Annotated in this window: 15 protein-coding genes and 1 riboswitch; of the genes, 6 read left to right on the top strand and 9 right to left on the bottom strand. The window is 74.3% G+C overall.

Annotated elements, in window-relative coordinates; genetic code table 11:
- Positions 1-682 (top strand): helix-turn-helix transcriptional regulator (locus tag ACPCK6_RS08785; RefSeq protein WP_423480823.1); only part of this gene is annotated, 682 nt, incomplete at its 5' end.
- A gap of 3 nt (positions 683-685) precedes the next feature.
- Here the strand turns inward: ACPCK6_RS08785 and ACPCK6_RS08780 are convergent.
- From ACPCK6_RS08780 to ACPCK6_RS08765, 4 genes are all read right to left on the bottom strand, one after another.
- Positions 686-1,240, bottom strand: a complete 555-nt coding sequence (locus tag ACPCK6_RS08780) for a DsbA family protein (RefSeq protein ID WP_318335170.1) — start codon at positions 1,238-1,240, stop codon at positions 686-688.
- A complete protein-coding gene (locus ACPCK6_RS08775) occupies positions 1,237-1,734 on the bottom strand; it encodes a redoxin domain-containing protein (RefSeq protein ID WP_396882662.1) in 498 nt (165 codons plus the stop codon). The genes ACPCK6_RS08780 and ACPCK6_RS08775 overlap by 4 nt, the downstream gene beginning before the upstream one ends.
- 59 nt (positions 1,735-1,793) lie before the next feature.
- The gene (locus ACPCK6_RS08770) at positions 1,794-2,468 is read right to left on the bottom strand and encodes a BON domain-containing protein (RefSeq protein WP_135241477.1); all 675 of its coding nucleotides are present in this window, start codon (positions 2,466-2,468) and stop codon (positions 1,794-1,796) included.
- A gap of 160 nt (positions 2,469-2,628) precedes the next feature.
- Positions 2,629-3,033, bottom strand: coding sequence for a hypothetical protein (locus tag ACPCK6_RS08765; protein WP_194802242.1), 405 nt, complete (start codon positions 3,031-3,033; stop codon positions 2,629-2,631).
- A gap of 418 nt (positions 3,034-3,451) precedes the next feature.
- Here ACPCK6_RS08765 and ACPCK6_RS08760 point away from each other — a divergent pair, with 418 nt between their 5' ends.
- Positions 3,452-3,811: an STAS domain-containing protein gene (locus ACPCK6_RS08760; protein WP_013287849.1), complete on the top strand. Its 360-nt coding sequence runs from the start codon at positions 3,452-3,454 to the stop codon at positions 3,809-3,811.
- A 101-nt stretch (positions 3,812-3,912) separates the two neighbouring features.
- Positions 3,913-4,365, top strand: coding sequence for an SRPBCC family protein (locus ACPCK6_RS08755; protein ID WP_318335168.1), 453 nt, complete (start codon positions 3,913-3,915; stop codon positions 4,363-4,365).
- Positions 4,366-4,390: 25 nt separating this feature from the next.
- On the opposite strand, the gene ACPCK6_RS08750 is transcribed toward ACPCK6_RS08755, so the two are convergent.
- The 4 genes from ACPCK6_RS08750 to ACPCK6_RS08735 form a co-directional block, all read right to left on the bottom strand.
- Complete coding sequence (locus tag ACPCK6_RS08750; RefSeq protein WP_423480822.1) at positions 4,391-5,467, bottom strand: coiled-coil domain-containing protein; 1,077 nt, start codon at positions 5,465-5,467, stop codon at positions 4,391-4,393.
- 4 nt (positions 5,468-5,471) lie between these two features.
- Positions 5,472-5,602, bottom strand: a riboswitch (cyclic di-AMP (ydaO/yuaA leader).
- Positions 5,603-5,746: 144 nt separating this feature from the next.
- Entirely contained in the window at positions 5,747-6,661 is a 915-nt protein-coding gene (locus ACPCK6_RS08745; protein ID WP_396882660.1) for a cation diffusion facilitator family transporter, read from the bottom strand.
- Positions 6,662-6,765: 104 nt separating this feature from the next.
- Positions 6,766-8,880 (bottom strand): HelD family protein, encoded by a 2,115-nt coding sequence (locus ACPCK6_RS08740; protein WP_423480821.1) that lies wholly within the window; start codon positions 8,878-8,880, stop codon positions 6,766-6,768.
- Between the two features lie 124 nt (positions 8,881-9,004).
- Positions 9,005-9,919 carry an alpha/beta fold hydrolase gene (locus ACPCK6_RS08735; protein ID WP_423480820.1) on the bottom strand — a complete coding sequence of 305 codons (915 nt, stop codon included), beginning with the start codon at positions 9,917-9,919 and terminating at the stop codon, positions 9,005-9,007.
- Between the two features lie 148 nt (positions 9,920-10,067).
- Here ACPCK6_RS08735 and ACPCK6_RS08730 point away from each other — a divergent pair, with 148 nt between their 5' ends.
- Complete coding sequence (locus ACPCK6_RS08730) at positions 10,068-10,691, top strand: carbonic anhydrase (protein ID WP_396882657.1); 624 nt, start codon at positions 10,068-10,070, stop codon at positions 10,689-10,691.
- Positions 10,692-10,728: 37 nt separating this feature from the next.
- Here ACPCK6_RS08730 and ACPCK6_RS08725 read toward each other — a convergent pair whose 3' ends face one another.
- Positions 10,729-11,058, bottom strand: coding sequence for a hypothetical protein (locus ACPCK6_RS08725; protein WP_013287842.1), 330 nt, complete (start codon positions 11,056-11,058; stop codon positions 10,729-10,731).
- A 328-nt stretch (positions 11,059-11,386) separates the two neighbouring features.
- Between ACPCK6_RS08725 and ACPCK6_RS08720 the strand changes: the two genes are divergently transcribed.
- Positions 11,387-11,878: a DUF3145 domain-containing protein gene (locus tag ACPCK6_RS08720; protein WP_318335162.1), complete on the top strand. Its 492-nt coding sequence runs from the start codon at positions 11,387-11,389 to the stop codon at positions 11,876-11,878.
- Positions 11,879-11,911: 33 nt separating this feature from the next.
- Positions 11,912-13,636: a glycoside hydrolase family 3 protein gene (locus ACPCK6_RS08715; protein ID WP_423480819.1), complete on the top strand. Its 1,725-nt coding sequence runs from the start codon at positions 11,912-11,914 to the stop codon at positions 13,634-13,636.
- The last annotated feature ends 18 nt before the right edge of the window (positions 13,637-13,654 follow it).

Below are 13,654 nucleotides of genomic sequence, written 5' to 3'. Positions count from 1 at the left end.
CCCGGAGCTGGGTGCGTGGCTGGCCGCCGACGAGGCACAGGTACGCGCCGTCGTCGGTGACGTCGACGGCGCCCGGGCGCTGCTCGACGCGGCGGGCGACGGGCCGGCGCCGGCGCTGGCGGACGCGCGGCTGCGGTTGCGCGCCGGTGACGCCCGCGCGGCCGAGCGGGCGCTGCCCGACTGGACCGGGTCCGGCGCGGCGGACTGGCCGCTGCCGGTGCGGCTGGGCGCCGGGTTGCTCGACGCGGCGCTCGCGGACGCCTCCGGTGACGCCCGGCGCGCCGGCCGGCTGCTGGAGGAGGTGCTGGCGCTCGCCGAGCCGGACGGCTACCGGCGCGTCTTCACCCGCGCCGAACCGGGGGTACGGGATCTGCTCGCCGCGCGCCTGGACTCCGGCACCGCGTACTGGGCCACGGTGAGCGAGCTGGTGCGCGGCGCGGACGCGCAACCGGTGGCCGCGACCGCCGACGGTCCGGCCCGGACGCTCGACGAGCCGCTCACCGAGCGGGAACTGACCATCCTGCGGTATCTGCAGAGCATCCTGTCGAACGTGGAGATCGCCGCCGAGCTGTCACTGTCGGTCAACACGGTGAAGACGCACGTGCGCAACATCTACCGCAAGCTCGACGCGACCCGCCGGCGGGACGCCGTCCGGCGGGCGCGCGAGCTGCGGCTGATCTGACCGTCAGCCGTCGTCGGTGGCGGCGTCCACCACTGCCAGCAGTTCGGCCAGGTCGTAGCCGCCGTCGTGCCGGACGTCGTTGACGAACAACGTCGGCGTGCCGTTGACGCCGCTGCGGATGCCGCCGACGAAGTCCTGCCGGACCCGGTCGGCGTACTCCTGCCGGCCGACCTCCGCGGCGATCTCCTCCGGCGACAGGCCGATCTGCTCGACGCCCAGCGACAGATGCACCGGGTCGAGCTGGTCCTGGTGCTGGTAGAGCCAGTCGTACATCTCCCAGAACCGGCCCCGGGCGGCGGCGGCCTCGGCGGTCTCCGCGGCGCTCTCCGCGTACGGGTGGACGTTGGTGATCGGGAAGTGCCGGTACGCCAGCCGCACCACGTCGGCCCGCTGGCGCAGCACCTCGGCCAGGTTCGGGTACGCGGCGCCGCAGAACCGGCACTGGAAGTCGCCGTACTCGACGATGGTGACCGGCGCGTCCACCGGCCCGCGGACATGGTCGCGGTCGGTCACCGGGATCCGCAGCCGCGCGGTGGTGACCTGAAGTGGCGTGGTCATCCGGCACTCACCCGCCGATCCGCGTCCAGCCGTTCCAGCGCGTCGAGGATGCCGTCCACACCCGGGTTGACCTCGGGCGGGGACAGATGGCTCCAGGCCACCCGGCCGTCCGGGCCGATCACCACGAGCGCCCGGTCCGACTGCCCGTGCGGCGCGTACGCACCGTACCGGCGTGACACCTCACCCTTGGGCTCGAAGTCGGCGAGCAGCGGGAACCGGATGCCCCGGCTCTCGGCGAACGCCCGGTGCGAGTCGACGCCGTCCACCGAGATGCCCAGCAGCACCGCGCCGTACCGCTCCAGCTCGGGCAGGGCGGCCTGGTACAGGGTCATCTGCTCGCCGCACACAGGTGACCAGTCCGCCGGGTAGAACGCCAGCACCACGGGACGCCCCCGGAACTGCCCGGGGCCCACCTCGCGCCCGTCCGGCGTCGCCGGCAGCGTGAACCCGGGCGCGTCCGTGCCCGGTGTGATCAGCCCGTTCGGATCACTCATGCCGCCCACGATGCCCGCGGCCCGGGTGAGGCGGGCTCACCCGGGCGGGGTGGTTCCCGTCATCGCACGGCGAGGTGGTTGCGCACCTCCCGGATGCCCGGCGCGTTCCACACCACCCGCTCGATCTCCTCGCGTTCGCCGGGCGAGTGGACCCGCCCGTCCAGCAGCACCGTGTCGCCGTGCACCCGCACGTCGACCTCCTCGGCCTCGGTGGCGCGGTTGCGGGCCAGCGCGTCCACGATCCGCTCGGCCAGGTCACCGCCGTCGGCGCGCACCGCGGGGCGTACCGCGATGCCGTTGCTCACCCCGCACACGCCGGTGAGCCGGGCGACCGAGCGTTCGGCGGCCCGCCGCTGGTACTCCCACTCGACCTCGCCGTGCAGCGTGACCCAGCCGTCGGCCACCGTCACCTGCAACGCCTCGATCGGCACGAACGCGTCCCACTCCAGCGCCCGTACGGCCGCGACGGCGATCTCCGGGTCCTCCCGCCCGGCCGCGGTGTCGATCCGGACGGCGAGGTCGTTGGCGACCGCGCGGACCCGGGCGACCCGGTGCGCGGCCCGCTCGGCGGCCCACTTCTTGGCGTAGCTGTCGACCCGGCCGGTGAGCGTCACCACGCCCTCGGTGACGGTCACCCCGATCTCGTCCGCCCCGACCCGGGGTTCCCAGGTCAGCTCGTCGAGCACGGCGGACTGGATGTCCCGGTCGGTACGGGTGATCGTGTCGGTGGTCATCCGGCTCTCCCTCCCGTCGATCGCGGCACGGGCACGTGGTCCCGCACCCGCGATCCTGCGCGCGCCCCGGGTGAACGGCCCTCACCCGCCGTGGGTGAGGCAGCACGAGGGCCGCCCCCGGGACTCCCGGGAGCGGCCGTCGTGGTGTCGTACGGGCGGGTCAGCCGTCCAGGCCGGCCGGCGAGTTCGGCCGATCCACGTCCACGAACTCGATCTCCTCGGCGGCCCGGTCCCGGCTGCCGGCGGCGCGCGCCGCGGTGCCGGCGGCCCAGCCGATCGCCGCGCCGGTGAGCGCCGCCGCGATCAGCAGCGTCCAGGGCAGGGCGGGCCGGCGGCCGGCGAGCGCGTCGAAGGCGAGGGACGCCCGGCGGCGTGCCTCGTCGGCGGCGGAGCCGACCAGGTCGGTGGCGTCGTCGGCCAGGCCGGAGGAGCTGCGGCGGGCGGTCCGGGTGGCGTCGCGCACGCTGTCACCGGCGGAACCGACGGCGGAGAGCAGGTTCTGCCACGCCTGGTCGGCGACCCGCTCGGCCTTGCCCCGGCGGTCCAGCAGGTTGGATCCGAACATCGTTCTACCTCCTCGGGTGCCGAAGGCCGGCGGCCACTTCGGACTCCGGTGTCCATCCGGCGGGTTCACTGTCTCGGGCAGTGCCCCACCGGCGCACGCGGCAAACCACGCGGTGGTGCCCGGCCGTGAGCAGCGAACGGGACGAACCACCCGAACGCGCCGGGACCGGTGCCGACGGGACGTGCGTGCGCCAGCTACCCTGGTCGGCGGATCGGCGGGCCCGCCCGGTCGCACGGTTGGCCGCGGCCCGCCGTACAGGGGAAACTGGAACCCGGAGGTCCGGATTGAGTACGCCCAGGTGTGCCCAGTTCGCGAATTGCTCATCCCGGGGGGTGGCGACCGGGCCGTTGGAGGAATACTCTCGGTCGCGGCCCGCGTACTGATGAGGCGCCCGTCATGGGCGAGTGGAGGTGCTCGCGTGAGCCTGTCGATCGTGAAGTCGGTGCGGCCGGGTGGTGTCGTCCAGATCGCGCCCCGTGGGGAGATCGACGTCGACACCGCGTACGAGGTGCGGGAAGCGATCGCCGAGGTGCTCGCGAAGGGCCGTCCCTCGCGGATCGAGCTGAACATGCGGCTCGTCACGTTCATCGACTCGGTCGGCATCAGCGCCATGGTCGCGGGCTTCCAGACCTGCGAGGTCAGCGGCGTCAAGCTCGTGGTCACCGAGCCGAGCCGGTTCGTGCACCGGCAGCTCTGGGTGACCGGCCTGCTCGGCCTGTTCGGCGCGCCCGAGCCGTGGTTCGCCGACGACACCCCCGAGGTGCTGCCCGGCGCCTGAGCGCCGTTCACACCCCCTGCGGCCAGGGGACCTTCTACCCGTTGCCAGTCCGGCGTCGGTACGGGACGATCGTCGCGACGCACGACGGCGAGGGGGCCCGCTTGCAGAGCAGCGACAGCTTCAGCTACACCGTGCAGGCCCGGTGCACCCGGGCCGACGCGGTGGCCCTGCTGGGTGACCTGAGTCGCCAGGGCGAGCTGCATCCGCTGATCGTCCGGGTCCGGAAGCTGCCGGCCCGGCCGGGCGCGCTGGCCAGCTACGCGATCACCGACCGGCTGCAACTCGGCCCGCTGCACTTCCCGGTCACGTACCAGGCGGACGTGCTCGTCGCGAGCGAGGACGAGGTCGTCACCGTGGCGCGGCAGCAACCCGCGACGACCGTCCGCAACCACACCCGCCTGCGGGACGAGCCGGACGGCACGGTACGCATCGACGTGGAGATCACGCTGACTGCGCCGGCGCCGCTGTTCGGGTACGCGTTCCGCCAGGCCCGGGCGGCTCACCTGGGCCTGGCGGCTCGTCTCGGGGCGACCCTGGAGGGCCGGCCGGCCTGATCCGGCCGACCCTCTCCGGGTGTGCTCAGTACACCGACAGGTGCACGTGGTTGGTGTGGTCGCTGGACGGGTCACCGTTGCCGCCGCTGTACGACTTCCACCCGCTGCTGGGCAGCCAGATCTGCTTGAACCAGATCACGTAGAGCACGGCGAGCGGGTCGGCGTTGCGCACGAAGTACGCGGCCAGGTTGTTGCCGTACGTCCGGTCACCGCCGGTGGCGACGCCGCCGAAGCCGTTCTTCTGCGCGGCGAAGTCGCAGGCCCGCCCCTTCGGATGCTCACCCGAGCCGCTCGGCCGGTGGCACGAGACGTACCTGGTGAAGCCGGCCGCCTTCGCCTGTTGCAGCGCGTGCAGCGTGCGCGGCGTGATGCAGCCGTTCGCCGGGGTCGGGTCGTTGACGCTGCACGACTCCGACGGCCAGGAGCCGTCCGAGTTGCGCGGCGCCGGTTTGGCGTTCTTGCCGGAGGTGCCCTGGACGCTGCCACCGCCGCTGCTGCTGCGCGACGCGCGGTCGTTCGCCACCTCCAGGGCGCGCTCGGCCTGTTCCTTGCGCTTGGCCATCACCGTCACCTGCTTGCGCTGCTCGAGGATCTCCCCGTCGAGCTGGGCGCGGGTGCGGGTGGCCTCGTCGCGGGTGGCGATCAGGTCGCGCAGCGTACGGTCCTCGTGCGCGGCGACCTGTTCCAGCGCGGCGGCCCGGTCCATGAAGCCCTCCGGGCTGCTGCTGCCCAGCAGCGCCCCGGCGGTGCCCAGGCGGCCGTTGCGGTACGCCACGACGGCGATCTCGCCGACCTTGGCGTCGCGGACGGCGAGCTCGGCGCCGACCGTCTTGAGCTGGTCGTTGAGCTGTTTCTGGCGGGTCACCGACCGGTTCAGCGCGGCCTTCGCCTCCAGCCAGCCCTTGCTGGCCGCGTCGAGCTGGGCGCGCAGTTCCGGCGTGCCGCCCTCGTCGTCGCCGCCGGGCGCGGCGGCGAGCAGGCCGGTCGCCGGCGCCGCGGAGGCGGGGGAGACCGGAACGGTCGCGACGCCGAGGGTCAGCGTCGCGACGAGCAGGGCCGCCAACCGGGCGGCCGTCCGTCGTACAGGTGCCACTGGGGGCATTCACACGTCCTTCCGTCAACGCCGACCGGGTTAGCTGACGGGTTCGGGACGGAAGATCCCTACCGCTGACGCGGATGCACCCCACGTACGTGGTTCCCCGGCTCGTCCCTGCGGACGATTAGGCGACGGCCGCCCCACCGGGGCCGGGTGGCGTCCGCGGGTGCGGCCGCGACCGAGACTACCGGCGCTGCCCGGGCGCGGCTCCGTCGAGCAACGCCACTAGGCGGGGCAAAACCGGCATAAGACTACATTAGCCACAGTGATTTAAGTGTGTCCTAATCACCACTCGGTCTTGCCGCACACTCCGGCCGACGCTCCGGGTTCGACCTGCAACGTGGCGTGATCGATGGAGAAGTCCTCGTGCAGGGCGGCCCGCGCGGCGGCCAGCACCCCGGCCGGGTCCGCGCCCGGGTCGGTGGTCAGGTGCGCCGAGGCCACCTCCATGCCCGAGGTGAGCGTCCAGACGTGCAGGTCGTGCACCTCGGCCACGCCGGGCACGGCCGCCAGCCGGTCGTGCACGGCGGTGACCTGGAGGTGCTCCGGCGCGGCCTGCACCAGGATGCGCAGCGCGGCCCGGCCGAGCCGCCAGGTGCGCGGCAGGATGAACAGGCCGATCCCGACGGCGACCAGCGGGTCCGCCCACCACCAGTCGGTCACCGCGATGACCAGCGCCGCGGCGATCACGCCGAGCGAGCCGAGCAGGTCGCCGAGCACCTCCAGGTACGCCCCGCGCAGGTTGATGCTCTCCTTCGCCCCGGCGCGCAGCAGCGCGAACGCGACGATGTTGGCGAGCAGGCCGAGCACCGCCACCACGAGCATCGGGCCGGCCAGCACCTCCGGCGGCTCGCCGAACCGGCGTACCGCCTCGACCAGGACGTAGATCGCCACGGCGCCGAGCAGGACGGCGTTGGCGAGGGCGGCGAGCACCTCCAGCCGGTAGAGCCCGAACGTGCGCTGCGGGTCGGTGCCGGCGCGGCGGGTGGCGGTGATCGCGGCCAGCGCCATGCCGATGCCGAGGACGTCGGTGAACATGTGCCCGGCGTCGGAGAGCAGCGCCAGCGAGCCGGTCGTGAACGCGGCCACCGCCTCGACCACCATCAGGGCGGCGAGCAGCGCGAAGGCGGCCCAGAGGCGGCCCCGGTGGCGGTGCGCCGCGTTGGTCACCGCGCCGCTGTGGTCATGACCTGCGCCCACGCCAACACCCTTCCTGCCCCGTACCGGCCAGGCCCAATGTATGTTCACATCGCTATGTATGCAACTGAACTGTGGGTGACGGCTGGATCAACGTCGGGTGTCCGTCAGACGGGATCGAGCGTGGTGAGCCGCTGGGTGGCCCGCGACAGCGCCACGTACAGCGTGCGCACACCCGAGCCGGGGTCGGCCCGGATCTCGCTCGGTGCCACCAGCACCACGCCGTCGTACTCCATGCCCTTGGCCTGCAGGCTGGTCACCACCTGGAGGCGGCCCGCGCCGAGCCCGCCCAGCCAGCCGGCGACCTCGTCCCGGCGCGGCACCGGCGTGATCACCCCGACGGTGCCCTCCACCTGCGCGAGCAGCGCCTCGGCCGCCTCGACGGTGGCCGCCGGCAGGTCGGCGGCGGGCACCGTGCGCTCGACCGGCGGCACGCCGGTGGACCGCACCGCGTCGGGCAGCGGCAGGTCCGGGTAGAGGCGGCGGATCTCCGCCGCCGCCACCGCGAAGATCTCCGCCGAGTTCCGGTAGTTGGTGGTCAGCTCGTAGCGGTGCCGCTTGCGCCGGCCCAGCGCCTGGTCACGGGCCCGGTCCAGCTCCTGCGGGTCGCCGGTCCAGGCGGTCTGCGCCGGGTCACCGACCACCGTCCAGGACGCCAGCCGCCCGCGCCGGCCGACCATCCGCCACTGCATCGGCGAGACGTCCTGCGACTCGTCCACCACCACGTGCGCGTAGTCGCGGTAGTCGTCCGGACGCTCCCGCGCCGCCGCGCGGGCGGCGCGCTGCCGGTCGGCGTACGTGCTCAGCTCGCGCACGCCACCGGCGAGCTGGTACGGGTCGCGCTTGGGCCGGGCCCGCCGCACCGGCTTGCCGAGCAGCGCGTCCAGCTCGTCCAGCAGCGCGATGTCGGCCACCGTCAGCCCCTCGGTCGCCAGCGTCCGGTACGCGTCGCCGAGCAGCCGGATCTCCGCCGAGGACAGGACGCCCCCGGCGTATCGGCGCAGCCGGTCCGGGCGGGCCAGCCAGTCCAGCACGTGCCGCGGGTGCAGCCGGGGCCACCACGCCTTGAGGAACTCGCGGAACTCCGGCCGCTCGATGATCTCGTCCTCGAACGCGGGCTGCTCCGGCAACCGGCCCACCCGCAGCGTACGGGCCTGCGCGTAGAGCGCGGCGAGCACCGCGTCGAACGCCGCCCGGCGTACCTCGTTGCGGCGCGCGCCACGGGCCAGCGTGCGGTCCCGGATCGCGTCCAGCGCGGGACGTTCCAGGCGCAGCAGCTCGCCCCGGTAGAGCAGGCGCAGCTCGGCGGGGGAGTCCGGCACCGCGTCGCGTACCGCGCGTTCCAGCACCCGGCGCATCCGCAGCGAACCCTTCACCGCCGCGACGTCCGGCGGGTCGGTCCGGGACGCGGACAGCCCGGGGAACAGCGAGCCGAGCGAGTGCAGCGTGGCGGTCTCCTCGCCCAGCGACGGCAGCACCGAGGCGATGTACTCGACGAACACACCGGACGGGCCGACCACCAGGATGCCGCCGCCGGCGTACCGGCCCCGGTCGGAGTAGAGCAGGTACGCGGCCCGGTGCAGCGCCACCGCCGTCTTCCCGGTGCCCGGGCCGCCGGAGACGATCGTGACGCCGTTGCCGGGGGAACGGATCGCCTCGTCCTGCTCCCGCTGGATGGTGGCGACGATGTCGCGCATGCCCCGGCCGGTGGCCCGGGACAGCGTGGCCAGCAGCGCCCCGTCACCCACCACCGCCATGTCCGGCGGCGCGGCCTCCGGGTCCAGCAGGTCGTCCTCGATCCGGGTGACCTTCTCCGAGGCCGACTGGATCGTGCGCCGACGCACCACGCCGCGCGGCTCGGAGGGCGTGGCCTGGTAGAACGCGGCGGCGGCGGGTGCCCGCCAGTCCACCACCAGCGTCTCCGCGTCCACGCCCCGCACACCGAGACGGCCGACGTGCAGCACCTGCCCGGTACGCAGGTCCAGCCGCCCGAACACCAGCCCCTCGTGCTCGGCGTCCAGCACGTGCCGGCGCTGGGCGGCGTGGAAGACCATCGCGTCCCGCTCGACCAGCGCGCCGAAGTTGCCGACCCGGGCCAGCCGGTAGCCCTCCCGCTCGGCGTCGGCCGCCGACCGGCGCAGTTCGGCCAGCCTGGCGTACACCCGGTCGAGGTGGCGCTGCTCGGCGGCGATCTCCCGGTCCAGCGTGGTCTGGTCGGTCAACGCGGATGCTCCTGTGTTCGGAGGGCACGACGGGCTGAATGAGGGTACGGGCCGCCGGCAACCGGCACGCCGGGGCATGCCGCGCACGTGGCGTACGTCAGTGCCGCTCGCGAGCCGGAGACGCTCAGAGGCGGGTCGCCGGGCGACCGGCCAGCACCCGGTCCAGCACGCCGGCGAGGGCCGCGTTCACCTCGTCGGGGCGCTCCATCATCAGCATGTGCCCGGCACCGGGGCAGACCGTCAGCTCCGTGGTGGGCAGCGCCGCCGCGATCGACTCGGCGCAGGGCGGCGGGGTGAGCCGGTCCCGGTCCCCGACCAGCGCGGCGGCCGGCAGCCCGCCGAGCGCGGCGAGCGTCTCCAGCCGGTGCTGGGCGCCGATCGAGGCGCGGAAACCGCCGATCGAGCGCAGCGTGGCCCGGGCCACCGCGGAGGTGACCAGCCGGATGTCCGCCGGGTCGCAGCGGTCGCCGAACAGCATCCAGCGGATGCTCGGGCGCAGCGCGCGCAGCAGCGCGTGCGGGGGTCGCCAGCCGCCGCAGCGCGCCAGCACCCCGGCGCCCGTCGTCTCGGCCAGCCGGATCAGCCGGGTGATCCGCGGGGACAGGCCGTACGCGGTGTGCGTGTGCCCCTCGGCGGTGGTGGAGACGAAGACCAGACCGGCGGTACGCGCGGCGAACCGGTCGGGGTGGCGGTGGGCGTACTCCATCACCGTCATCCCGCCCATCGAGTGCCCGACCAGGACGATCGGGCCGGACGGGACGATCTCGTCGACCACCGCCGCCAGGTCGTCACCGAGCTGGGCGAGGGTGGCGTCGCGCAGCGCCAGGCAGCTCGACCGGCCGTGGCCGCGCGCGTCGTAGGTGACCAGGCGGACCCGGCCGCCGAAGCGTTCCCGCAGCTCGGCGACCTGACGGTGCCAGCTGCGCCCGTCCAGCGTCCAGCCGTGCAGCAGGACGGCGGTGACCTCGGCGTCGACCGGCCCGGTGACGCTGACGTGCAGGCGTACGTCGTCGGGGAGCCGCAGTTCCAGGTCCGGCATCGTCCACCTCCCGGGCCCGCCGATGTGTGTCCACCGGATGACCCGGCGGTGACACCGGCGTTACCCGCCATGAGACCACGGCAACCGGCCCGGAGAGAAGATTCCGGTCCGGCCCCACGGCGTCGGATCGGTGACCAGGCTGGGAGGCATGCCGTCCACCAGTCCGCGCGCCGCGCTGGCCGAGCTGCTCGCCGGCAACCGCCGCTTCGTCAGCGGCCGGCCGGTGCACGGGCACGACGTCACCGCCGCCGCGGCGGTGGCCTCCGGCGACCAGCAGCCGTACGCGGTGGTGCTGGGCTGTATCGACTCGCGGGTGCCGTTGGAGGCGATCTTCGACCAGACGTTCGGTTCGATCTGCGTGATCCGTACCGGCGGGCACGTGCTGGACCGGGCCGTCCGGGGCTCGATCGAGTACGTGGTGGAGCAGCTCGGCGTACGCCTGGTGATGGTGCTGGGGCACGAGCGCTGCGGCGCGGTCGGCTCGACGGTCGAGGCGCTGCGCACCGGGCGGCGGCCCGGCGGCGACCTGGCGTACGTGGTGGACCGGATCGCCCCGGCGGTGACCGACGTCGGCGTGGACGACCCGGACGCGCATCCGCTGGCGATCCGCCGCCACGTCCGGCGCACGGTGGCCGCGTTGCGCCGCGACGACCGGCTGGCCGGCCCGGTGGACGCCGGTGAGCTGGCGGTGGAGGGCGCGCTCTACGACCTGGCCACGGGCGAGGTCACGCTGCTGCCGCGGGAGCGGACGCGAAACCGCCCGCCGGGGTGATCCCGGCGGGCGGTCGCGGTGGTGCGGGTGAGGGCGCTCAGCCCTCGAAGACGCCGGCCTCGACCAGGCGCTTCTCGGTGGCGTCCCAGCCGTGGTCCGGGTAGGACGCGGCCAGGCCGTTGATCTCGGCGCGGATCTTGGCGGCGTGGCCGGCGGCGGCCAGCACCCGGATCTCCTCGACGAACGCGTCGGAGTCGGTGCGCAGGTGCGCGGTCTTGCCGTTGGTCAGGTTGCGCACGTAGGCGTGCTTGCCGCCGTTGAGCGGGATCAGGTACTTGAACTCGCCCAGCACGCTGAGGGCGCCACCCTGGCCAGCCTGGCCGGCCCGGACGGACGCGCGCGCGGTCTTAGAGGTGTTGCTCGCCACGGAGGTACTCCTTGCAGACGTACGGTGGGGACGGAAGGCCGTCCGGGGGCTGTGCGGATGACGCCCGGGTGGGCGCCGGCCCGCGAAGATGTACGGCGGCACAGAGAACCGCCCAGAGAACTGTACACGACCACGACACCTGGCTGGTCGTCGCGGCGTCAGAGGGCATAACCGGGTCCGCCACCCGGGTATTTCCCGCTCCGGGGCCCGGCGAATTTTCCGATTCGCTGGCGCACCACCAGTCACACGGGTCATCATGTGTGCCAGGTACCACTCGGTAGGACGAGGTCGTAGGGGAAGACGCACCTCGGCTCACCGGGAGGTCACCGTGCCAACGCGTGGCGTCGTATACGTCCACTCGACCCCGCTCGCCGTGTGCTCGCACGTCGAGTGGGCGATCGCGCGCGTCCTCGCCGCGCCGGTCAACCTGCACTGGACGGCGCAGCCCGTCGATCCGGCCGCCCGTCGCGCCGAGTGCGGCTGGACCGGCAGCCCGGGGACCGGCGCGGAGCTGGCCGCTGCCCTCCGGCAGTGGCCCATGATCCGTTTCGAGGTCACCGAGGAACCCAGTCCCGGCGTCGACGGCGAGCGCTTCATGTACGTACCGGGCCGGGGCCTGTTCCGGGCCGCTGTCGGCGCGGCCGGCGACATCCAGCTCGGCGAGGACCGCCTCCGCAGCCTGATGGCCGCCGCGCGCGGCCCGGAGGCGCTGGCCCACGCCCTGGACAAGGCGCTCGGCACCGCCTGGGACGCCGAGCTGGAGCCCTACCGGTACGCCGGCGACGGCGCGCCGGTGACGCTGCTCACCCGGGTCGGGTGACGGCGGCCGAGTTGCCCCGATACGGTGGGCCGCGTGTCGATTTCCCCGCGGCGCTCCGCCGTCGCGCTCGCCGCACTGACCGCGCTGCTCGTCTCCGGGTGCTCGGACGGGCCGGACCGTCCCCGGCCCGCCCCGACGAGCCCGGCGCCGTCGTCCGCAGCGCCCGCGCCGAGTGACCCGCCGGCCACCGATCCGGCCGCCCGCGCGGCCGCGCTCGTCGGCACGCTGAGCGACGAGGATCTGGTCGGGCAGGTGCTGATGCCGTACGCCTACGGCAGCTCCGCCACCCAGGTGTCGGCCGGCTCGGCGGCCGGGAACCGGGCGCTCGCCGGCGTCGACACCCCCGCCGAGATGGTGGCGAAGTACCGCCTCGGCGGCGTGATCCTGGTCGGCTTCAGCGCCGACGACCCCACCTCCGGCAACCAGGCCACCACGAACGTGGACAACCCCAAGCAGGTCCGGGCGCTCACCGACGGGCTGCGCGCCGCCGCCGGCAAACTGCCCGCCGGCGCCGCGCCGTTCCTGATCGGCACCGACCAGGAGTACGGCGTGGTCACCCGGATCACCGACGGGGTGACGCTGCTGCCCAGCCCGCTCGCCGCCGGCGCCGCCGGGAACCCGGCACTCACCGAGGCCGCCTGGCGGGCCGCCGGGGCCGAGCTGGCCGCGATGGGCATCAACCTCGACTTCGCGCCGGTCGCCGACGTGCTGGCGACCCGCAGCGCGGTGATCGGCTCCCGCTCCTTCGGCGCCGACCCGGCGACCGCGTCCCCGCAGGTGGCGGGCGCGGTACGCGGCCTGCAGGCCGAGGGCGTCGGCGCCGCCGTCAAGCACTTCCCCGGGCACGGCCTGAGCGCCGAGGACTCGCACACCGAACTGCCGGTGATCAAGCAGTCCCGCGCCGAGCTGGACCGCCTCGCGTTCCCGCCGTTCCGGTCCGGCATCGGCGCCGGGGCCATGGCGGTGATGTCGGCCCACCTGGACGTCAAGGCGGTCGACCCGGGCACCCCCGCGACGTTCTCCCGCAAGCTGCTCACCGACGTGCTGCGCGGCCAGCTCGGCTTCCAGGGTGTGGTGATCACCGACGGGATGAACATGGCCCCGGCGAAGAAGTGGTCGCCGGGCGAGGCCGCCGTACGCGCGCTCAACGCCGGCAACGACCTCATCCTGATGACCCCGAACGTCACCCAGGCGTACGACGGGCTGCGCGCCGCGCTCAAGGACGGCTCGCTGCCCCGGGCACGCCTGGTCGAGGCGGTCACCCGGGTGCTGACCATGAAGTTCCGGCTGGCCGGGCGGGACACCCCCGCGCTGTCCACGCTCGACGGTGCCGCCCACCGCAAGGCCGCCGACGACCTGGCCACCGCCGCGGTGACGGTGCTGCGCGGCAAGTGTGGCGGCGCGGTGACCGGCCCGGTGAGCGTGACCTCCTCCGGTGGCCGGGAGCGCACCCGCAAGCTGCTGACCGAGGCGCTCACCGCGGCCGGGGTCAAGGTGGTGCCCTCCGGCGGCACCGTGGTGCACCTGGTCGGGTACGGCGACGGCGCGAAGGACCTGAGCGCCGGCGCCGCCGTGACGGTGGCGATGGACACGCCGTACGTGCTGTCCGCGGCGAAGTCCCCGACGCTGATGGCGACCTACTCGTCCACCCGGGCCTCGATGACCGGGCTGGCCGCGGTGCTCGCCGGCAAGGCCCGCCCGGCCGGCCGCTCCCCGGTGCCGGTCTCCGGCCTGCCCGCCACCACCTGCCGTACCTGACCGCCGCCGTAACTCGGG

The sequence above is a fragment of the Micromonospora sp. AB353 genome (assembly GCF_049538395.1).
Lineage (GTDB): Bacteria > Actinomycetota > Actinomycetes > Mycobacteriales > Micromonosporaceae > Micromonospora > Micromonospora aurantiaca.
This window is presented reverse-complemented; position numbering and strand designations above follow the sequence as displayed.

What these genes read in the sequence shown, in the direction of transcription:
- ACPCK6_RS08730 (WP_396882657.1), top strand. Translation starts at nt 10,068, where the DNA reads ATGCCGTCCACCAGTCCGCGCGCCGCGCTGGCCGAGCTGCTCGCCGGC.
- ACPCK6_RS08750 (WP_423480822.1), bottom strand. Translation starts at nt 5,467, where the DNA reads ATGCCCCCAGTGGCACCTGTACGACGGACGGCCGCCCGGTTGGCGGCC.
- ACPCK6_RS08765 (WP_194802242.1), bottom strand. Translation starts at nt 3,033, where the DNA reads ATGTTCGGATCCAACCTGCTGGACCGCCGGGGCAAGGCCGAGCGGGTC.
- ACPCK6_RS08780 (WP_318335170.1), bottom strand. Translation starts at nt 1,240, where the DNA reads ATGACCACGCCACTTCAGGTCACCACCGCGCGGCTGCGGATCCCGGTG.
- ACPCK6_RS08735 (WP_423480820.1), bottom strand. Translation starts at nt 9,919, where the DNA reads ATGCCGGACCTGGAACTGCGGCTCCCCGACGACGTACGCCTGCACGTC.
- ACPCK6_RS08770 (WP_135241477.1), bottom strand. Translation starts at nt 2,468, where the DNA reads ATGACCACCGACACGATCACCCGTACCGACCGGGACATCCAGTCCGCC.
- ACPCK6_RS08775 (WP_396882662.1), bottom strand. Translation starts at nt 1,734, where the DNA reads ATGAGTGATCCGAACGGGCTGATCACACCGGGCACGGACGCGCCCGGG.